This window comes from Occallatibacter gabretensis (genome assembly GCF_001449115.1).
Taxonomy (GTDB): domain Bacteria; phylum Acidobacteriota; class Terriglobia; order Terriglobales; family Acidobacteriaceae; genus Telmatobacter; species Telmatobacter gabretensis.
On sequence record NZ_LAIJ01000002.1, the window covers coordinates 377432 to 398949 of the forward strand.

18 protein-coding genes are annotated in these 21518 nt (G+C 57.1%); 6 read left to right on the plus strand and 12 right to left on the minus strand.

Annotation, left to right across the window (positions count from 1 at the left end):
- Positions 1-164 precede the first annotated feature (164 nt).
- The 5 genes from VO84_RS03560 to VO84_RS03585 all read left to right on the plus strand — a co-directional run bounded on the left by VO84_RS03560 (position 165) and on the right by VO84_RS03585 (position 6499).
- Positions 165-914, plus strand: coding sequence for a succinate dehydrogenase (locus tag VO84_RS03560; RefSeq protein ID WP_058185894.1), 750 nt, complete (start codon positions 165-167; stop codon positions 912-914).
- 11 nt (positions 915-925) lie between these two features.
- On the plus strand, positions 926-1420 hold the full coding sequence (locus VO84_RS03565) for a carboxymuconolactone decarboxylase family protein (protein ID WP_058185895.1): 495 nt from the start codon (positions 926-928) through the stop codon (positions 1418-1420).
- Positions 1421-1473: 53 nt separating this feature from the next.
- The gene (gene sdhA / locus VO84_RS03570) at positions 1474-3252 is read left to right on the plus strand and encodes a succinate dehydrogenase flavoprotein subunit (RefSeq protein ID WP_058185896.1); all 1779 of its coding nucleotides are present in this window, start codon (positions 1474-1476) and stop codon (positions 3250-3252) included.
- A gap of 213 nt (positions 3253-3465) precedes the next feature.
- Entirely contained in the window at positions 3466-4215 is a 750-nt protein-coding gene (gene sdhB, locus VO84_RS03575) for a succinate dehydrogenase iron-sulfur subunit (protein ID WP_058185897.1), read from the plus strand.
- A gap of 793 nt (positions 4216-5008) precedes the next feature.
- Entirely contained in the window at positions 5009-6499 is a 1491-nt protein-coding gene (locus VO84_RS03585) for an outer membrane beta-barrel protein (RefSeq protein ID WP_231737760.1), read from the plus strand.
- Between the two features lie 60 nt (positions 6500-6559).
- On the opposite strand, the gene VO84_RS03590 is transcribed toward VO84_RS03585, so the two are convergent.
- From VO84_RS03590 to VO84_RS03645, 12 genes are read right to left on the minus strand one after another with little or no spacing between them, the layout of a single operon-like run.
- Positions 6560-8101, minus strand: a complete 1542-nt coding sequence (locus VO84_RS03590; RefSeq protein ID WP_058185899.1) for an NADH-quinone oxidoreductase subunit N — start codon at positions 8099-8101, stop codon at positions 6560-6562.
- Positions 8098-9594 carry a complex I subunit 4 family protein gene (locus VO84_RS03595; RefSeq protein ID WP_058185900.1) on the minus strand — a complete coding sequence of 499 codons (1497 nt, stop codon included), beginning with the start codon at positions 9592-9594 and terminating at the stop codon, positions 8098-8100. Before VO84_RS03595 ends, VO84_RS03590 begins: the two co-directional genes overlap by 4 nt.
- Before the next feature lie 6 nt (positions 9595-9600).
- Positions 9601-11133, minus strand: a complete 1533-nt coding sequence (locus VO84_RS03600) for a complex I subunit 4 family protein (RefSeq protein WP_058185901.1) — start codon at positions 11131-11133, stop codon at positions 9601-9603.
- A complete protein-coding gene (nuoL, locus tag VO84_RS03605; RefSeq protein WP_231737761.1) occupies positions 11130-13205 on the minus strand; it encodes an NADH-quinone oxidoreductase subunit L in 2076 nt (691 codons plus the stop codon). The genes VO84_RS03600 and nuoL overlap by 4 nt, the downstream gene beginning before the upstream one ends.
- Positions 13206-13209: 4 nt before the next feature.
- The gene (gene nuoK, locus VO84_RS03610) at positions 13210-13521 is read right to left on the minus strand and encodes an NADH-quinone oxidoreductase subunit NuoK (RefSeq protein WP_058185902.1); all 312 of its coding nucleotides are present in this window, start codon (positions 13519-13521) and stop codon (positions 13210-13212) included.
- The gene (locus tag VO84_RS03615; protein ID WP_058185903.1) at positions 13518-14015 is read right to left on the minus strand and encodes an NADH-quinone oxidoreductase subunit J family protein; all 498 of its coding nucleotides are present in this window, start codon (positions 14013-14015) and stop codon (positions 13518-13520) included. Before VO84_RS03615 ends, nuoK begins: the two co-directional genes overlap by 4 nt.
- A 21-nt stretch (positions 14016-14036) precedes the next feature.
- Positions 14037-15212 carry an NADH-quinone oxidoreductase subunit NuoH gene (nuoH, locus tag VO84_RS03620; protein WP_197413877.1) on the minus strand — a complete coding sequence of 392 codons (1176 nt, stop codon included), beginning with the start codon at positions 15210-15212 and terminating at the stop codon, positions 14037-14039.
- On the minus strand, positions 15209-15826 hold the full coding sequence (locus tag VO84_RS03625) for a 4Fe-4S dicluster domain-containing protein (RefSeq protein WP_058185904.1): 618 nt from the start codon (positions 15824-15826) through the stop codon (positions 15209-15211). The genes nuoH and VO84_RS03625 overlap by 4 nt, the downstream gene beginning before the upstream one ends.
- A gap of 9 nt (positions 15827-15835) precedes the next feature.
- Entirely contained in the window at positions 15836-16993 is a 1158-nt protein-coding gene (locus VO84_RS03630; RefSeq protein WP_082661667.1) for an NADH-quinone oxidoreductase subunit D, read from the minus strand.
- The gene (locus tag VO84_RS03635) at positions 16990-17658 is read right to left on the minus strand and encodes an NADH-quinone oxidoreductase subunit C (protein WP_058185905.1); all 669 of its coding nucleotides are present in this window, start codon (positions 17656-17658) and stop codon (positions 16990-16992) included. The genes VO84_RS03630 and VO84_RS03635 overlap by 4 nt, the downstream gene beginning before the upstream one ends.
- Complete coding sequence (locus VO84_RS03640; RefSeq protein WP_058185906.1) at positions 17658-18272, minus strand: NADH-quinone oxidoreductase subunit B; 615 nt, start codon at positions 18270-18272, stop codon at positions 17658-17660. The genes VO84_RS03635 and VO84_RS03640 overlap by 1 nt, the downstream gene beginning before the upstream one ends.
- Positions 18263-18643 (minus strand): NADH-quinone oxidoreductase subunit A, encoded by a 381-nt coding sequence (locus VO84_RS03645; protein ID WP_231737762.1) that lies wholly within the window; start codon positions 18641-18643, stop codon positions 18263-18265. The genes VO84_RS03640 and VO84_RS03645 overlap by 10 nt, the downstream gene beginning before the upstream one ends.
- 530 nt (positions 18644-19173) lie before the next feature.
- On the opposite strand from VO84_RS03645, the gene VO84_RS03650 reads away from it, so the two are divergent.
- A complete protein-coding gene (locus VO84_RS03650) occupies positions 19174-21516 on the plus strand; it encodes a multiheme c-type cytochrome (RefSeq protein ID WP_231737763.1) in 2343 nt (780 codons plus the stop codon).
- The last annotated feature ends 2 nt before the right edge of the window (positions 21517-21518 follow it).

Sequence of the window (21518 nt, forward strand, 5' to 3'; positions counted from 1 at the left end):
TAAGTCGCGTTTCCAATAATCTTTACGGTACTCTCAGGCGCAATCCTGTCTTTCAATCCGGTACGCAGCACACGAGTCTCATCCGCGTCCTGCCTTCAGCAATTCCGGGAAGTTCAAGTCGAAGTTCGAGCCCCAGGTAGTTCAAGTTCAGGAGCCGTATCTCAATGGCGACCACCAATCATCCCGCCGCGCCCAAACTGACCCAAGGCGTTCAGCCACTCCGCGCCGCTCAGGGAAACTCCTTCCTCTGGCGCAAGCTGCACTCCCTCCTCGGCGTAATTCCCATCGGCGCCTTCCTCGTGGAACACATTCTCTCCAACTTCGAAGCCCTCAAAGGCCCCGCAGCCTACGCAGCACAGGTCAAATTCCTCAACGGGCTGCCGCTCGTCCGCGTCCTCGAGTGGACGTTCATTTTCCTGCCTATCGCTTACCACGCTATCTACGGCATCTTCATCTGGCTCCGCGGCAAGTCCAACGTCGTCTACTACCCCTGGGCCGGCAACTGGATGTACGTCTCCCAGCGCTGGACCGGTCTCATCGCCTTCGTTTACATCGGCTACCACGTGGCCACGCAGCGCTTCATGGGCACCAGCCTCCCGGAAAATCCAGGCGCGTCATTCGCAAAAGTCCAGCATGAGCTCGCCAACCCGCTCATCCTCGCCTTCTACATTGTCGCCATGATCGCCATCTGCTGGCACTTCTCCTATGGCATCTGGCTCTTCGCCGCCAAGTGGGGCATCACCCCCGGCGTCAAGTCACGCCAGCGCTTCGGTTATGTCTGCGCAGCCCTCGGCGTCATCCTCGCTGTCATGGGCCTCTGGAGCATCGCAGCCTTCGTCACCGCACCACCAGCTCCTGACAACGTTCCCGCAGCCACGTTCACCACGGTGCCGGCTTCGTCGACACTCAGCTAAGAGGCATTCCAATGTCTGAATCGCGCATCACCAGCCAGGAATTCCAACACCACGCCGCAGCAGCCAACGCCGCATTTACAGCGGCGGCGCAGGCTGTCGCCGCCTCCGGGCTCGATCCCGAACTCCAGCAGCTCGTCAAGATACGCGCCTCGCAGATCAATGGCTGTGCCTTCTGCACGCAGCTTCATCTCAATGAAGCGCGTCATCTTGGCGTCTCATCCCCCAAGCTGGATCTTCTCGTAGCCTGGCGGGAAGCAGGCATCTTCTCGGAGCGCGAAAAGGCCGCACTCGCATGGACCGAGTTGCTGACGCGCCTCTCTGAGAATCACATCACGGACGCGGATTACGCCGCCGTCTCTGCCCAATTTGCTCCTGCAGAACTGGCCTGGCTCTCCACCGCCATCGCGCTCATCAATACCTGGAACAGGATCGCCGCACCTTTTCAATACGCGCCTCCCATTCCGCGTCACCCCATTCAACCCGCACAGACCGTCGCGCAACCCTGAATCAGGCTTGCCGGCGCCTGGCTCCGGCACATGGGAAAGGATTCAAGAACAAGATGGCATCACCCAGAATCATCGTCGTCGGCGGAGGACTCGCGGGACTCTCCGCCGTCATCAAAATTGCCGAAGCCGGCGGCAGCGTCGATCTCTTCTCCATCGTGCCCGTCAAGCGCTCTCACTCCGTCTGCGCTCAGGGCGGCATCAACGCCGCAAAGAACCTCAAGGGCGAAGGCGACACCACCGCGGCGCATTTTGACGACACCATCTACGGCGGCGACTTCCTCGCCAACCAGACGCCCGTCAAAGCTATGTGTGAGGCCGCGCCCGGCATCATTGACCTCCTCGACCGCATGGGCGTGCCCTTCAACCGCACTCCGGAAGGTCTCCTCGACTTCCGTCGCTTCGGCGGCACGCTCTATCACCGCACCGCTTTCGCCGGAGCCACCACCGGCCAGCAGCTCCTCTACGCGCTCGACGAGCAGGTCCGCCGCTTCGAGTCCGAAGGCAAAGTCAAAAAGTACGAGGGCTGGGAGTTCCTCTCCGCCGTTCTCGACGGCCAGGGCGTAATTCGCGGCATCACCGCCATGGACCTCCGCTCCATGGAAGTCCGCGCCTTCCCCGCCGAGGCAGTCATTCTCGCCACCGGCGGCAACGGAGCCATCTTCGGCAAATCCACCAACTCCGTCGTCTGCACCGGCTCCGCACAATCCGCAGTCTTCCAGCAGGGCGCGTACTACGCCAACGGCGAATTTATCCAGGTCCATCCCACCGCCATCCCCGGAGACGACAAACTCCGCCTCATGTCCGAGTCAGCCCGCGGCGAAGGCGGCCGCGTCTGGGTCCCGCGCAAATCCGGCGACCCTCGCCCCTTCAAGCAGATTCCCGAATCTGATCGCTGGTACTTTCTCGAAGAGTGGTATCCCAAGTACGGCAATCTCGTCCCACGCGACGTAGCCACCCGCGCCATCTTCAGGGCGGTTTATGAATTCGGTCTCGGCATCGACGGCCAGCCCATGGTCTATCTCGACCTCACTCACATTGATCGCGAGACCCTCAATCGCAAGCTCGAAGGCATCCTCGAAATCTACGAGAAGTTCGTCGGTGATGATCCGCGTGAAGTCCCCATGAAGATCTTCCCCGGCATGCACTACACCATGGGTGGCCTCTGGGTCGACTTCAACCAGATGACCAACATCCCCGGCCTCTTTGCCGTCGGCGAATGCGAATACCAGTACCACGGAGCCAACCGCCTCGGAGCCAATTCGCTCATGAGCTGCATCCATGGCGGCTTCATCACCGGCCCCATCGCGCTCAAATACGCAAAGAGTCTTCCCGCCATCGAAGGTGACGGAGGCGCAGCAGCCGAAGTCCAGCGTCAGACCGAAATCAACAAGGCCCTCATCACCAATCAGGGCAATGAAAATCCCTTCAAGCTGTGGCGTGAGCTCGGCAGCACCATGACGGAGCACGCAACAGTTATCCGTTACAACAAGGGACTTCAGCAGGCCGACGAAAAGATCGTCGAGCTCATGGATCGCTTTACCAAGGTGAACCTCAGCGACAAGAGCCAGTGGGCCAACACCAGCTTCGCCTTCACGCGACAACTCGGCAACATGCTGGAGCTTGGCCGCGTCATCGTTCAGGGAGCCCTCCTGCGCGATGAATCCCGCGGCGCACACTACAAGCCTGACTTCCCCGACCGCAACGACGAAAAATTCTTGAAAACCACCAAGGCCAGCTACACCGGCACAGTAGAAGGCCCAAAATTCGAGTTCGAAGACGTGGACACACAGTTCATCACCCCACGCCCGCGCCGCTACGACGCAGCGAAGTGACAGCGGCGTCTTTTTGCCGCTGTCATCCTGAGCGAAGTCGAAGGATCTGCGGTTGTTTTAAGCCCGGAGGGAGCCGGGGCCTTCAGGCCCCGGAAATACCGGACATTAAGAATCGGGGCTTTAGCCCCGGGGTTTTGTTTTTTGAAGGGTACGGGCTTCAGCCTGTACATCAGATCGAGAAATTGTTTTTGGGGCTTTAGCCCCCGAGGGAACATGGCAACCAAAACCGTAACACTCGAAATCAAGCGTCAGGCCAGCCCCGATTCGCCCGCTGTCTGGGAAAAATTCGAACTCGAATGGCGTCCCGGCATGAACGTCATCTCCGCCATGATGGAGATCGCCGCCAATCCCTTCACCACGGACGGCCGCGAGACCACGCCCATCGCTTACGACTCGAACTGCCTCGAAGAGATCTGCGGCTCATGCGCCATGCGCATTAATGGCAAAGCCCGCATGGCCTGCTCCGCTCTCGTCGATAACTTCGAGCAGCCCATCAAGGTCGAGCCGCTTTCCAAGTTCCCCCTCGTCCGCGACCTGCAGGTCGATCGTTCGGTTCTTTTTGAAAACCTAAAGGCCGTCAAAGCCTGGGTTCCCATTGACGGCACCTACGATCTAGGCGCAGGCCCGCGTATGTTCCCGCAGGAACAGGAAGTCCGCTACCCGCTCTCCAACTGCATCTCCTGCGCCTGCTGCATGGAAGTCTGCCCACAGTTCAATGACGAAACCGGCTTCGTCGGCGCAGCCACCATTGCGCAGGTCAAACTCTTCAACAGCCACCCTACCGGCAAGGTCCTCGCGGAAGATCGCCTCCGCGCTCTCGCCGGAGACGGCGGCGTTCAGGAGTGCGGCTTCGCCCAGAACTGTGTCGAAGTCTGCCCTAAGGGCATCCCGCTCACCGACGCCATCTCCGATGTCAGCCGCGACGTCCTCCTCCAGAAAGCAAAGGATCTCTTCCGCTCCTGACCTGAAAAAATCTTTCAGATAGTTTGCACAAAATTACGCCCATCTGTGCCACACTTATTCTGAAGTCAAAATAAGGCCCGGTCCTCAGCGACCGGGCCTTCATATTTTCTGCCGCAAATATCTTCTTCGAGATATTTCAGCATAAGTTTGGAGTTCGAAAATTACGGTTTTCACCGCATTTTGGCCTCATTTTCGCACACTTCTTCAAGCGAAAATAAGGTTTTAAATATATGAATATAAACAACTTATTTAAAATGACAAACTGAGAATGCATGATTTTCGTCCCGTACAGAATCTGTAATTCTGTAAATCTGTAAGCATCACAAAGGTTAAGCCTTTGAAAAAGAACCGGATAGAGCCTTGGGCTGCCATTGTTGGCCACAGATTCTGTAAATCTGTAAGTCTGAAAGACGCCTGAACCTTAAAAAAGAACGAATCATGTTCATCGCTTTCTGTCCTCCTTTTACGTTTACGAATTCCTCACGAGTCTTTTTCAGCAGTCTTGTGATCTTAGGCATAGCATCACTTGCGGCCCGGAGGTTTTTCGGCACAGTGCCGCGGCCGCCCTGCCCGTTGCTGGCAGCTGAAAGGAATTCCAATGTTCTGCCGTTTTGCCAGGCTGCATAAGCAGCTTTTACCTCTCTCGCTTCTTAGTTTTATCTTCATTTCCCAAATCCAGCCAGGAAATTCACAAGCTGCATCCGATTCTCAGAACGGATCGTCAGAGTCCTCCCAAGCATCCGCAAACAGCAATTCTGACACTAACGCGGCGCTTCTCCACGAGCTCGAAGCCATGAAGAAGCGCATTGAAGAGCTCGAAACGCAGCTGAAAGCGCAGCGTGCAGGCAGTGCCGCACCTGCGCCACAGACAACTCCGCAACCCGCCGAGCGACTCGCCGCGGCCGCACACGATTCTGTTGCGGTTCCAGTTTCTGCGGCAGCGCCTGCATCATTAACCACTGTCGCAGCTTCCACGGAGCCTGCACATCCAGCACATGCGGAGAAGAGCGCTCCATTTGCCTTCGCCGATTTCACATGGCTCAACGGCAATCCACGCACCAAGGATGCGGCCTTCGACTCCAAGTTCTTCACGCCGGAAGTCCGCGCCGACGTCAACTACACATACGACTTCCGCCATCCTCAGGACGACACCATCGGTGGCTCCAGCGAAATTTTTCGCGCCAATGAAATCCAGCTCACGCAGCTCGGCGTAGGCGGCGACTTCCACTATGACAACGTCCGCGCACGTTTCATGACGCAGTTCGGCATGTACTCCACCACCACTCCGCGCAATGATGCCAGCTACTCCCGCGGCCAATGGGATTTAGCTGACGCTTACCGTTATCTCTCGGAAGCTTACGGCGGTTACCACTGGAACGCGCTGCATGGCATCAATGTCGATGCAGGCATCTTCATGTCCTACGTTGGCCTCTTCAGTTACTACAACTTTGACAACTGGGCCTATCAGCCCTCGTATGTCTCGTCCAACACGCCATGGTTCTTTACGGGCGTGCGTACTCAGATTTTTCTCACGGACAAGCTGAAGATCGAGCCGTGGTTCGTCAACGGCTGGCAGTCGTATGGCCGCTATAATAACCGTCCCGGCGTAGGCGGCCAGATACTCTGGCGCCCCAACGGAAAGCTTTCTATCCTCGGCAATCAATATGCGCTCGGCGAGGATGTGCTCGGCGTTCCCGGACGTGTCCGTTACCACACCGACGACAGCGTCGAGTACAAGTACTTCGATACCAAGTCGCGCAGCCTCGATAAAGGAGCCTTCTCGCTCACCTTTGACTTAGGCTGCGAGCACGGTGGCAACGTGCAGGCAGGAACCAGCGTAAGCTGCGCCGGCAACTCCGCCAAAGGTCCGAAGCAGAGCTTCCTCGGCTACATGGCCTATAACCGTCTCTGGTTTGACCGCGACCTGTTCGCGCTTACGATCGGAGGGGGAGGCATTAACAACCCAGGGCGCTACCTCGTACTGCTGCCGCCCATCAATGGAGCCACAGCAACCTCCGGCACGCCATACTTCACAGAGAATCCGGGCGACAAGTACAAGGCCTGGGATACGTCGGCCACTGTGGACTACATGCCGAGCCAATACATCACGTGGAGGATGGAATACAACCACCGTGCCGCCGATGTGCCCTACTTCACCGGCCCTGGAGGCATTACCCCGCCGGGCGGAAACCAGGGCGCGCCTGGCTCTATTGTTCCCGGATGGACGCCTGATCTGCGCAAGACGGAAAACCGCATCACGGGCGCGATTCTCGTGAAGTTCTAAAATCCACAAAAAACAAAGTCCCCGGTCCGCATGCGGATCGGGGACTTTGTTTTGGAGGCTTTAAAAGCTCGCAATCCAGTTCTGCAGAACCGCCGGGAAGCAGCCCGCCAGCACCACCGCAGCAGCAATCGCCACCAGCACCAGCATTGTCACCGGATGCACCCGAATCGGCGTCTCATCCACCGCCGGCATCACATAAGCGCGCTTCAGCACCTGCAGATAGTAGTAGAGCGAAACCGCACTCATCGCCACCGCCAGCGCCACCAGCGCAAACGGCCAGAAACCACCGCCAACGCTCAGTACCGCAGCAAACAAATTGAACTTGGCCCAGAACCCAACCAACGGCGGAATCCCCGCCAAAGAAAGGAACAGAATCAGCAACACCGCAGCCAGCAGTGGACTCCGTTTATGCAGCCCGAGAAACGCATCCAGTTTATCGCTTCCAGTGGCGCGCTCGACAACGCCGATCACGCCAAATGCGCCGATCGTTGTAAGCCCATAAGTCAGAATGTAGTAAAGAATGGCCTGCGCACTGCGCGGCTCCCATGAAAAGAATGCCAGCCCAAGTAGTATGTAGCCTGCATGTGCAATCGCCGAGTAGGCAAGTAAACGCCGAACGCTCGTCTGGGCCAGCGCCGCTAGGTTACCCACAATCATCGACGCCACGGAAATCAAGATCAAAATAAGCGGCCATGCAGTGATAAATCCTGGAGTCATGTGCAACTCCGGATCCCCTGCAGAAAGCACCCTGACCGTTACATAACCACCCTTGAAGTGGAAGCTTTCCATGAAGTGCAGAGCCGTGTGGCTGATAGTGATAAGCAGCGCGAAGCTGGCAACCTTGGAGACTGAAGCAATAAACGCCGCCGCCGGAGCAGGTGCGCCTTCATAAGTATCCGGCGCCCAGAGATGGAATGGCGCCGCCGCCACTTTGAAGCCGAGCCCCGCGACAACCAGCACAAGCGCCAGCATCAGTAGCGGAGTCGCGCCATGCGCAGACGCCATATATGTGCCCAATACAACGCGGCTTAAATTGGTCGACCCCGAAAGCCCATACAGATAACTAAACCCGAACAACAAAAACGCCGCCGACATTCCGCCAAACAGATAGTACTTCAGCGCCGCCTCCGCGCTCTTTGCAGAAGTCTTGCCAAAGGCCGTCAAAATGTACAGTCCAATGCTCAGCAGCTCCAGCCCAATGAAGATAACAAGCAGATCCCGTGCGGCGGAAATTACCAGCCCGCCAGACGCCGCCATTAGTGTTACCGCAACAAACTCACCCGGATGCTTCGTAAAACTTGAATCGATCAGCAGCAGTAGCGTCACCGCAGTCAGAATCAGTACACCCATCTGAGCCACTGCGGAGACGCCACCATTGGCCAGCACAAGCAAGCCATCAACACTGAATCCAGCACTCGTCTGCATGCCAACGGCCCACATCGCGGCCAGGCATCCGACCACTCCGAGCACCGCTGCCATAGCCACACGCACTTGTAATGCAGCTTTGCGTAGAAACGCCAGATCCACCAGCAGTACAAGTAGTGCAGCAAGATCCAGAGCCGTCTCTGGCAGTGTGACGCGGAAGAGTTCGCCGTAATTCACTGCGCACCTCCCGCAAGCAACGCCTTCACCGCCGGCTCAATCGAATCCAGCAGCACCCGCGGCCACAAGCCCACCAGCAAGCTCGCACCGAAAAGAAGTCCAAACCCAGTTACCTCGGGCCACGTAATCGCAGCCAGCTCGTGCCCATGCTCATGCGCCACTGCAGGCGTGTCACTAAAGAACGCCTTCTGCAGCGCCCGCCACGTATACGCCACACCAATCACAATGCCCACACCAGCCGCCGCCGTCCACCAGGGAGACGCTTTCCATGACCCAACCAACACCTGCAGCTCCGCCACAAACCCTGAGAACCCCGGCAGCCCCATGGAGGCTATGCCCGCAACCGCGAATCCCCACGCCGCAAACGGCAGCCGCTTTGACAGGTGCATAGTCTCCAGTTCCGCGAGTTGCCGCGTATGTGTTCGGTCATACACAATCCGCCCCACAATGCCGAACAGCAACCCCGCCAGCACACCATGCGAAAACATCTGCAATACCGCGCCGGAAACGCCAATCTGATTCAGCGTCATAAGCCCCAGCAGCACAAACCCCATGTGGCTCACGCTCGAGTAGCCAATGACAAACTTGAAATCCGTCTGCACCAGCGCCACCAGCGCGCCGTAGATGATCCCAATCACCGCCAGCACCGCAAAAACATCTCGCCACGATCCAATGCCCAGAAAGCCGAAACCCCACGGGTCCATCCCATGCGGAAACAACCCCATCGCCACACGCAGACACCCATATGCGCCCAGCTTCATCACCACGCCGGCCAGCAGCATGGAGGCAGCTGTCGGCGCAGCCACATGGCCGGTCGGTGCCCAGGTGTGGAACGGCCACATGCCAGCCAAAATCGCAAAGCCTACAAACACCAGCGGGAACGCCCACATCTGAAAGCTCACCGGCAACGCTGCGTGGCCGAGCTCCACCAGCCCCATCGAATGGCTCCCCGCCGTGGCATACGCGGCCAGCAGTCCCACCAACACCATCGCAGAGCCGGCAAATGAATAGAGCGCCAGTTTCATCGCGGCATACTCCCGCCGCGTCGAACCCCAGATTGCAATCAGGAAGTACTTCGGCACAATTGCGATCTCGTAGAACACAAACAACAGGAACAGATCGAAGCTCAGAAAGACGCCATACACGCCCCCAATGAGTGCCAGGAAAAACGCAAAAAACTCATTCGTCCTCAGTTCGATATTCCAACTGAAAAGCACCCCAGCCACAGCAGCCAGTCCTGTCAGCAACACCAGCACGCGGCTGATTCCATCTGCCGCGAGCGTGTAATGAATTCCCATTGCAGGAACCCACGGCGCGTCCACCAGCACCACGCGCCCCTGCGCCGCACCACCAGCAAATCCAGTAACCGCAATCACAAGGCCAGTCAGCGCCACCATGAGAGCCACAGCTCGCGCAAGCGCAGACTTACCCTTAGGCAGCAATGCCTCAACTAACGCGCCGGCAAATGAGAGATAAATAGTCCAGGCAAGCATCGGTTCTTAAAATCTCCAGTGCGCCAGCAGGTTCACCACCGTGGGATTGATGCCATCCACAATCAACTGCGGCAACAGGCCAATTAGCAGCATCAGCGCAATCACCGGAGCCAGCGCCAGCCGTTCTCCGGTGTGCAGATCGGGGAACTCAGCCCAACGCTCAGGCACAGGGCCAGTAAAAACTTTCTGAATCACCGTGAGAATCACCGCAGCTGTCACCAGCAATCCCAGCACACTTACCGTCGCCGCTACCCACGCCAGCGGAAACACTCCACGGAAAATGAGAAACTCACCCACAAATCCATTCAGTCCCGGTAACCCCAGCGAAGAGAACAGTGCAATCCCCATCAATCCAGCAAAAACCGGAGCCGGCTTTCGCAGTCCACCAAAGTCGTCGATCCCTCGAATTCCTCCGCTTCGCTCCTGCAGAAGCGCAATAAACCAAAACAGCAGCGCCGCCGTAATGCCGTGATTAAACATCTGCAGAATCACGCCATTCAGCGCCGCCGCCTGACTCGCCTGCATTGCCGCGCTCGTCGCTGGAACCGCAAGCGCAAAGATGCCCAGCATGCAATAACCCAGATGATTCACAGACGAATACGCAAAGACGCGTTTTAGATCCTTCTGCGCTGCCGCAGCCCACGCGCCCATCACCACTGTCGCCACCGCAAGCACCAGCAACGGCGTTCGCATCGCGGTAATCTGCACTCCAAAAAGAGGCAGCGCAATTCGCAGCATGCCATAAACGCCCATCTTCGACATCGTGCCCGTCAGCAGCATCGTTACGGGCGAAGGCGCCTCACTGTACGCCGCAGGCAGCCAGGTGTGAAACGGCATCAGCGGTACCTTTACCGCAAATCCTGCCAGCACCCCTACAGCCAACCACGGCATCACAGGCCCCAGATGTGCGGTGACAATCTGTTCCAGCTCGCCGGTAGAAGCCAGCAGCGTTAGATGCTCAAAGTCCATGCTGCCTGTAGCCAGAAACACGCCGAGAAATGCCAGCAACAAGGCCACCGAGCCGGCCATCGTATACACAAAGAACTGCGTAGCAGCCGGACCACGCTTCGAGCCACCCCACAGCTTGATCAGGAAAAAAGCGGGAATCAGGCTCAGTTCCCAGAAGAGAAACCAATGAAAAAAGTTCTGCGCGGTGAACGCGCCAAAGAGTCCTGCCTCAAGCAGCAGCACCAGCGCGAAATATAAATTCGGCTGCCGATGCACACGATGCGCCGCATCAATCGACATGAGCGCAACTATTGCGGAGAGCACCAGCATCAGCGCGCTCAGTCCGTCCGCACCGAGGTGGTACTCAACTCCAAGTGATGGTGCCCATGCAACGCGTTCCACAAAGCCCATGCTTCCATCGGATGGCAGATGCGCCCATACGACCAGCGCAACCGCCAGGCTCGCTACCGCAGCCAACATCGCAATCAGTCGCGCGGACTTTCCTGCAAAGAGCGCAATCACGGCTCCCACAATCGGCAGCGCAGCCAACAAGGTCAACATGGGAATCCCGTTCGTCTGTGTTCCGATCATGGGCGACTGCTCCAGATCAGAATGACTGCCAGCACGACAACGGCAACAGCAAGCAGCCGCAGATAAGTTTGAGTGCGCCCGGACTGTACGCGCGCCAGCAGACCACCGCCGGAGGAAAGCTCCTCGCAGCCCTTGTCAAAGCCACCATTCACCCATTCGTTGTCAAAAAAGCGATCGAAGTGGGCCAGTCGGCTAAATGCCCATATCACCAGCACAACAATCCCACCCCACACACGCCGGTCGAGCCAATCTGCAACCTTCGCCCACCACTTGTAGAAGGCGATGAACGTTACCCCATAAAATTCATCCACGTACAAGCGGTCCCGCAGCGCTGCCCAAACCGGTGGCGCAGCCTTCTCCAACACATCGCGCTCTTCCGGCACAGGCGACTTTGAGCCATACAGCAGCCAGCCGAACCCAATCCCGAAAAGCACAATCACCGTTGAAGTCAGCAGCAAAACCAGGAATTCCGATTCGCCAAACTTCCCAAACTCAACTGCAGCTGCATGCCCTTCCAGAAAACTCCGAAACCACGGCCACGCCGGCGTTCCAATCACACCCAGCGCAATTGCAAAGAAAGCCAGGATCGCGAGCGGTGTTGTCATCACCTTCGGGCTTTCATGCGCGTGGCCATGTCCGCGCCACTTGCCGAAGAAGACATAGCTAACCTGGCGCGTCATGTAGAGCGCAGTCAGCACCGCGCCAAAGACAAGCAGCCAGAATGGACCTTTGCTGAAGTGCGCATCCTTGGCGGCTTCCAGAATTCCATCCTTGCTCCAAAAACCAGAGAAGATAATTGGGAATCCGCTCAGCGCGAGCATACCGATCGCGTATGTCGCAAACGTGAGCGGCATCGCCTTCCGCAGTCCGCCCATCTTGCGCACATCCTGCTCCTCATGCACGCCATGGATCACCGATCCCGCGCCCATAAACAAGAGCGCCTTGAAGAACGCATGCGTAATCAGATGGAACATACCCACTGCCACGCCGCCCAATCCAAGCCCGGCCATCATGTATCCAAGCTGCGAGACCGTCGAGTAAGCGAGAATGCGTTTGATGTCGTTCTGCGCCACGGCGATAAGAGCGGCAAAGACAGCGGTAGCCGCTCCCACCCATGTCACGACAGTCAGCGCTGTTGTTGTTCCACCGGCCGGCATTCCAGCCTGCATCAACGGATACACGCGCGCAACCAGGTACACGCCTGCCGCTACCATAGTGGCCGCATGAATCAGAGCGGAAACCGGCGTCGGACCTTCCATCGCATCCGGAAGCCACACATGGAGCGGTAGCTGGCCGCTCTTGCCTGCTGCGCCAGCAAAGATCAGCAGCCCAATCACTGTAGCCGCACTGAGTCCCAGCGCAGCTGGTGCTGCCAGCAAGCCGTTCAGTGCCGTTTGTTCTATGCCTCCTGCTCCGCCGTTGTAGAAAAGCAAGGTCCCCGTCTGCGCAAAAAGCCACACAATGCCTAGCAGAAAGAAAATGTCTCCCACACGCGTTGTCAGAAACGCCTTCTTGGCAGCCGCAGCGGCGGAGGGTCTCTGATACCAGAACCCGATCAGCAGGTACGAAGTGAGGCCGACCAGTTCCCAGCACATGAACAAGAGCAACAGGCTGTTCGCGATGACCACCCCTAGCATCGCACCTGCAAACAGCGAGAGAAAGCAGAAGAAGCGCGTGAAATTCTCATCATGTGCCATGTAGCCGGTCGAATAGATAAAGATGAGCAGGCCGACGAAGGTCACCATCACCAACATCAAGGCGGAGAGCGGATCGAGGACCCAACCAAGATCAACCGTCGATGTGCCGAATTGCAACCATGTAAAGTTCGCCGTCTCGCGAACTGCGTGACCACTCGTCCAACCCGAAAGCACATGGCCAAATGCAGCAAGCGCAATAAGCAACGAAAACGCAAGCGAGCCAATGGCCAGCGTTGCAGCAAGTTTCCGCCTGGGCTGTTTCAGTAGAGCAATCACGCCCGCTGCAACCATGGGTATAGCTGGAATCAGCCACAAGATCTGAGTAATTCCAGATGCAGCCGTCTGAAAAGCAAAGCCGTTCGTCCCTTGCATCATCGGCTCACCCTTTCATCCGGCTGATCTCATCGAGATCGACTGTACGCAAATGCCTGTAAATGGAGATCACAAGTCCCAGTCCTACAGCAGCCTCCGCGGCTGCAACAGCGATGGAAAACACTGCAAACATCAGACCGGTCAGCGCCTCCGGATGCGGTCCATATCTCCAGAATGCAATCAGATTCAGGTTCGCCGCATTCAGCATCAGCTCAATGCCAATCAGCACGAGAATCGCGTTGCGGCGTGTAAGCGCGCCTGCAAGCCCAACTGCAAACAGCAATGCAGCAACCAATAAATAACAAGAAAGTGGGCTCATTTCGCGCCGCCTTTCTCATACATCGCCACAATCACCGCGCCGATCATCGAAGCGGTCAGCAGCACAGCCACAATCTCAAGCGGCAACACATAGCGGCCCATCAGCGCATAGCCAATTTGCGCGACAGCAATCTGTGGCTCAATCTGTTCATGCGGCAATGCAGTGCGGCTTCCAAGAACTGCCCACGCCAGCACAGCAAAAACCGCCGCGGCAATCACCAGCCCTGTCAGCCATGTCTTGCTAAAAACCCCGGTCGCAGGCGTCTCCGAGCTGCGCGTCAGCAGAATTGCAAACACCACCAGAATTGCCACCGCACCAACGTAAACAAGAATCTGCGCAAAGCCCGCGAACTGCGCGTTCAACTGCAGAAACAGCAGCGCCAGACCCGCAAAGGCTACCGCAACCGCGAGCGCGCAGTGTACGGTATTGCGCAACATTACCGCTGCCAATCCTCCGGCAACCGTGAGCGGGGCCAGAATCGCAAAGATCACCATCTGCGGTCCATCCTTTCGGCTCTACTCGGCATAGCGATAACTCCGTGGGCCGAATTTCTTGCTTCGCATCCCGATGCGGCCTCCAAGGACGTACGCGGCCAGCAGAATCGCCGAGCACACAACCCAGCGCAGCCAGCCTTCGCCCATAAATCGCCACAGCCCTGCAACAAGCAGGTTCAGCAGTGTCATCGGCAGCACAAACTTCCACGCAAAGTTCATCAACTGGTCTTGCCGCAGGCGCGGAAACGTTCCACGCATCCAGATATAGAAGCAGATCCACACCATGATCTTGGCAAAGAACCAGAACCATGACGGAACCACATTCAGAATTTCCAACGGCGCGCTCCATCCACCCAGAAACAGCGTCGCACCCAGCCCGGAGATCGAAAGCATCGCCACATACTCGCCTAGGAAGAACTCTGCAAACTTGAACCCCGAGTATTCCGTGAAGTATCCAGCTACAAGCTCGGACTCGCCTTCAGGAAGATCGAATGGCGAGCGGTTCGTCTCCGCGGTTGCCGCAATGGCAAACATCACAAACGCAGCAAAGCCCATCGGCGTAAACACAAACCAGTGCGGCAATCCCCACGTGTACTGGTTTTGCACTTCCACAATCTTGTCCAGTGAGAGTGACCCGGTCATCATCACGATCACCACGCTCGACAGCAGCAGCGGGACCTCATAGCTGATCATCTGCGCTACTGCACGCATGGCTCCCAGCAGCGAATACTTGTTGCGGCTCGACCACCCAGCCATGAAAATCGACAGCTCCGCAGATGCGCCCATAGCAAAATAAAACAGAAGTCCCGCATCCATCGGGACAAAGGTCATATTGCGTCCCATGGGCAGCACCGCATAGCCCATAAAGACCACAACCACCAGCACAACTGGTGCGAGAAAATGAACAACATGGTCCGCGCTGTATGGAACCAGGTCTTCCTTTATCAGCGCCTTGATGCCATCCGCAACCGGCTGCAGCACACCAAGCGGTCCCACGCGATTTGGCCCGATACGGTTCTGCATGCGGCCCAGTCCCTTGCGCTCCAGCAGCACGGAGATCGCAAACAGTCCCGGAAAGACTGCCAGAATCGCAACAACACTTAAAACCGCACCCAATATGGGCTGCACCGGCATCGGCACCAGGCCAACAATCCTATGCTTCAGCAGAACAAATACCTGATCGAGCATATTCGTCATTGCGGCTGAGCTCCCTCAGCCGGCTTGGCCGCCATCGCAGGGGCAGCCTTGGCAGCAGCAGCTGCTGCCACAGCCTTGGCTTTCTCTTCCGCCTTGGCCTTCTCCTCCGCCAGTCGCGCGTCTACCTCGGCAGCCTCGGTGGGATGAATCTTGTGGTAATACTCGTTCGATCGTGCAAGCTCCTTACGGTCATAGAGCAGACCGCCGAAGCGGTCATCCGTTGCCAGTTCAAATTGGTTGTCCATCTTGATCGCCTCAAACGGACACACCTCTACGCAGATCTGGCAGCTCATGCAAACAGAAATATCGATGTCGAATTTCGCCGGATAAATCTGCGGCTTGCCCACATAATCCGGCTTTTTGTCCTTGCTTTTTTCAATGTAAATACACTTCGGAGGACATTCCTTCTCGCATATCTGGCAGGCCACGCAACGCAAGCCGGCCTCCCAGTCCGCGCCGTCATAGACCAAAAACGGAAACGCGCGCGAGGCTTCCGGCAGCGGCTCCCGCTCTTCCGGATACTGAACCGTAGTCAGCCGTTCTTTCGAGACAAAGCTGCCGGCAAAATTTCTCGCCGTCTCTCCAAGCCCCTTCAGTAAGCCTTCACCCAGCATGATTGCCTCTCATCGATCGACCTCGCCCAATACGATGTCGACACTGCCAAAAACTACGACTACATCAGCCACATTCTGCCCGATGCACATGTCTTCCAGAACCGTCAGATTAATGAAGCTCGGCGGCCTGATCCGGAAGCGGTAGGGAGATGTACCACCATCGCTGATCAGATAGAAGCCAAGCTCTCCCTTAGGCGCCTCAATCCGTCCATAAGCCTCACCAGGCTTCGGTTTAAAGCCGCGAATCTTCGCCTTGGGATCTATAAATGGCCCCGCAGGAATATCTTTGAGCGCCTGCTCCAGAATCTTCAGCGACTCGCGCATCTCCAACACGCGCACCATGTACCGGTCGTAGATGTCTCCATGCTCACCCAGCGGCACGCGAAAACTGAACCGATCGTAAATGCCATAGTGGTCTACTTTGCGGATATCGTAGTTCACGCCAGAGGCACGCAGCATCGGCCCCGTGATTCCTGCATTCACCGCCAGGTCCGGCTTAAGCACGCCCATGCCCTGGGAACGCGCCATCAAAATCTCGTTCGACGTAAGCAGGTTCTCAAACTCATCAATAAACCGCGGCAGCCCGGTCACAATTTTCCGCGCTGCATTCAGATGTGCTTCTGTCATGTCCACGCGGCAACCGCCAAAACGCATGTAGTTGCACATCATGCGCGATCCGGTCAGGCTCTCAAACAAATCCAGAATCTTCTCACGCTCACGGAAGGCATACATCAACGGCGTGCCGCTCGCACCCATCTCCTGCGTCAAAAAACCAATCGTTGAAGCATGATTCTGAATGCGCGTCAGCTCCGCCAGAATCACGCGAATGTACTCCGCACGCTCCGGCACCGCCTGCCCCACCAGCTTCTCTACCGCCAGCGCGTACGCCCAGTTATTTGTCAGCGAGCAGAAATAGTCCAGCCGATCTGTATACGGCATCATCTGCAGATAGCCGACTGTCTGCCCGATCTGCTCATGATTGCGGTGTAGATAGCCAAAGACAGGCTTCAGCTTGATCACACGCTCGCCATCCAGCACTACATCCATGCGGAAAACACCGTGCGTCGAAGGATGGTGCGGCCCCATTGCAACTTCCAGCAACTCGCCTTCACCGTCAACCTCAATCGTTGGAGGCCGATTCCACGCTTCCAATAAGCTCTCGCTCACTGTGCCGCCTCCGTCGTCGTTGCTGCCAGATGCGCTTGCGCGCGCTTGAGCACATCATCATGCGCCGTGGGCTCGTACTCGTAGTCGTCCGGATCCACGTAATCGCGGCGCATCGGATAATCCTTGAATCCATCCCACATCAGAATCCGCCGCAGGTCCGGATGCCCGGTAAAGATGATTCCGAATAGATCGAATACTTCGCGCTCCTGAAACTCCGCCGCACGCCAGATCGGAGTAAGCGAGGGCAGCTCCACTTTGTCGCTCCGGTTCCCTGTCCGCATTCGCAAAATCACCGGACCATGTTTCTTCGCCATCGAATACAAGTGATAGACCGCTTCAAGATAACCCGGGGTAACCGTCTTCTTCGTCTCCTCCACGGTCTCATCAACCATCGTCTTCACGCCGTTCACTTCCTTCTCAACCGGACGCGTAACCTTCACTTTTTCCGTGGTCTCTTTATCCAGCCAGTCCACACCAGTCACATTGGAGAGAAAATCCAGCTTGAGTTCCGCGTCATCCCGCAGAAACTTCGCCGCAGCAAATGCGTGTGCAGCATCCACCAACAGAGAGTGTTCCGCACTGGGGCTACCATTGGGCACAATCTCCAGCTGCGCGCCCGACACTGCCGTCTCAATCGCCGTCTTGATCTCCTCAACCGTCTTCATCAGCGAATCACCACTGGCACAGTCCATACATTCGGATTCGAAGCAGGCACTAGATCATGCTCGCCCTGTTCCGGAACTGGAAACTCACCGGGCGCATCGACATTCAGGTAACGCGGCCTGTTCTCGCCCGTCAGACTCTGTTCGTCAATCTTCTTCTGCAACGTCATAAATGCCTGCAGCAGCGCCTCCGGCCGCGGCGGACAACCCGGGATATGCACATCCACGGGAATATAACGATCAATCCCCTTGAGCACGTTGTATCCCTGTTTGAACGGTCCGCCGGAGATCGCACACGCCCCCATCGCGATCACATACCTCGGCTCGGCCATCTGGTTATAAAGCCTCACCACCTGCGGAGCCATCTTCTTTGTTACAGTACCGGAGACAATCATCAGGTCGGCCTGACGCGGCGACGGTCGAAACACTTCCGCTCCAAACCGTGCCAGGTCATAGCGCGCCATTGTCGTGGCAATCATCTCGATTGCACAGCACGCCAGCCCGAACTGCATGGGCCATACCGAACTCTTGCGGCCCCAGTTGTACAACTCCTGAATGGTTGTAACGAAGATGCCCTGCTTGCCCAGCTCGATTTTGAGTTCCGGATCTACTGCCACGTCAAAACTCCTTTCGCCCAGGCCCACGCCAGTCCTTCTACCAGCAACAGCACAAAGACCAGCATTGCCAGGCACGCTCCCGCTGTCAGCCCCGTAAACGCTACTGCAAAAGGCAGCAAAAAGACCGTTTCCACGTCAAAGATGAGAAAGATGATTGCGTAAAGGTAGTAACCTGAGCGGAACTGCACCCATGCATCACCTTTTGACTCGAGCCCGCACTCATAAATCGCGTTCTTGATCGCATTCGGCTTGGGCGGAGCGAAGGTATGCGCCCACAGCCATGCCAATCCCAGGGGTGCGAGCCCAAATCCGAGTGCACCAAAAAACAAAATCGCCAGAGAAAAATAAGGACTTGAGGTCATCGGAGGCATGTGAATCCTTCTGTATCAAGCTACCAGTTTGGCCCCTTCTTTGGCTAAGCAGATGTGCCGTGAATCACACCATTCAGGCTGATTTTTCGCCCGTTCATCCCACTCTGTGAACCGTTTACTGTTTGCCTGCCACACAAGCAAGCCTTCGCTTTTGAGAGTCTGTCAACTGTCGCAGTAAAGCCTCGTCCAAACATGCAGAGGGAATCTGTTTATGCGCCCGGTCCTCTCGTACCGCTGCAGTCCGCCTCTCCGTGCTATTCAGCTACACCTTTCCACTGGAGTGCGCGGCGCTGACCCTCGCGACCAAGCCCGTCGTATAGTGCATCCTGATTGGCGCGCTTGAGCCTCCTCTCACGCCCGCGCTCGTCATCCGCCGCTCATCAAACTAACCCGTCATGGCCTTCACCCCTCCACCTTTGGATGGAGGACACTACACGTGTGCACTCTGTTACGGTTTCATCCAGTTCCAGTGGACAATGCTCTGTCATCCGCTCCGCCGGTACGCAAGTTTTCGGGGAGATCGTCGCACAATGTCTAAAACTACATTGCGCCTTATGTTGCTGGCTTCATTGATTGTTGCCGCTTGTCCTACTGCAACATGGGTCGTCCGTGCCGCCACTGATCCCAAACCGGCCTCAGCTTCAAATGCATCCTCAGACACTCCCGCCACTGCCGGGGCAGCCTACACCGCCGCCATCAAGGTCACCGGGCCCACAACGTCTTTCCACAACTCCGTCGCCGCCCGCTATAACTACGCCTTCGGCAAGGAGTCTCCGTTCCTACCATCGAACGCGACGAGCGTGAACGGTCAATTCCTCAGCCCCAAAGCGTTCTACACTGCCGAATACTGCGGCCACTGCCACAAAGAGGCCTTCCATCAGTGGCGCCAGTCGGTTCACGCCAACAGCTTCCGCGCTCCCTGGTATTTGAAGAGCGTCAACATGCTCATCGACGAAAGAGGCGTGCAGTACTCCCGCCACTGCGAAGGCTGCCACAATCCCGTTGCTCTGCTCTCCGGCGACCTCACGCAGGGAATGCCTAAGAAGCGTCCTTTTGAAGACGAAGGCGTTACCTGCTCCACCTGCCACTCCATTCAGTCAACGGATGCCACGGGAACCGGCAGCTACGTTATGGGTATTCCCGCTGTCATGGTCGACGAAAACGGCGCGCCCATCACCCGCTCCGTTACCGACGCTGAGATCCTCGCCCACCTCGACCGTCACTCCAAGGCGGTCATGAAGCCGCTCTATAAAACCACCGAATTCTGCGCTGCCTGCCACAAGGCCGCCATCCCCGCCACACTAGACAGTTATAAATGGCTCCGCGCCATCTCCTTGTACGACGAATGGCAGGCGGCCAGCTTCACCAAGCAGTCGCCGCTTCCCTTCTACCGCAAAGACTCCGTCTCCAACTGTCAGACTTGCCACATGAATCGCGAAACATTGCCCGCGGGCTCTGACGACCCCGGCGCGAAGGAAGGCAAATTCGCCTCCCATCGCTGGCTCGGCGCCAACACGCTCATGTCGCAGTACTACAAGTACGACGAGCAGGCACAGAAGACCGCTGACTTCCTCAAGAACAGCTATGACGGCAAGGGTGTCTTCAACGTTGACATCTTCGCGCTCGAAAAAGAAAGCGCCGCTGCAACCGACACGAATAACGTCCTCGTCGCTCCGCTGGGCCTCACCCATTACGCCATCGCTGCAGGTGAAGCTCTTACCGCCGACGTCGTCATCCAGAACAAAGGCATCGCCCACTCCCATGTTCCTGAGCAGCGCGATTTTTACGAGTCATGGGTCAACTTTGTCGTCAAGGATGGCTCCGGCAAAACCATCGCAGAGAGCGGCTTCCTGCAGCCCGACGGCAACCTCGATCCTTCCGCCCACTCCTTCACCAATCGTCTCATTAACGCTAAAGGCGAGCTCAACGACCTCCACCAGATCTGGCACAACCGCGTTCTCGCTTACAACAACACCATCCAGTCCGGCCGCTCGCAGCTCGTCCGTTACCGCTTCCGCCTGCCCAAGGACATTACCGGCCAGTTCACAATCACCGCTACTGTCAAGTACCGCCGCTTCAACCAGCACTACATCGATTACGCCATGGGCCAGCAGCATTATTCGCAACCCATCATTGAAATGGCCTCGCAAACCCGCACGCTCACCGTCGGCGACAACGAGCCATCGAAACCCATACAGGGTGAAAACCCCGAGTGGATGCGCTGGAACAACTACGGCATCACGCTTCTCGATGCCCAGCAATACGCTGCTTCGGTTCACGCCTTTGAACGCGTAGCTACTCTGCGGCCGGATTATGCTGACGCTTTCACTAACATGGGCCTCGTGCAGATCTCATGGGAACGCTACAACGATGCCAAGGGCAATCTTGCCAAGGCGCTTACGCTTCTCCCCGGCGATCCCCGAGCTCTCTACTATCGCGCCCTCGTCGAGCGGAATGCTGGCCAGATCAACGATGCCATCGTCGATCTTGAAGCTGTCCTGGTCAAGTATCCTCGCGCTCGCGACGCTCTCCGGGAACTCGGCTTCAGCTACTACCAGCAGCATGATTATGTGAAGTCACGCGAAACCTATGAGCGTCTTCAGGCCGTTGACCCCGATGATCTCGCCGCTCATTACCAGCTCGCCATTCTTTATCGCCGCCTCGGCGATAAAGAACATGCCGCTATCGAGTCAGCTAAGTTCGCCGACCAGAAGGACGATCCTACAGCCTCTGCCTACGCGCTGCAGTTCCTCAGCAAGCACCCTGAGGTCGCTGCAGAAAGCGTTGTATGGCATACGCACGATCTCACCGGCGACCCGATCAAGAAGCCTGCGAAGATTGAGTACACCTATATTCCTGGTGCAGGACGCTGACT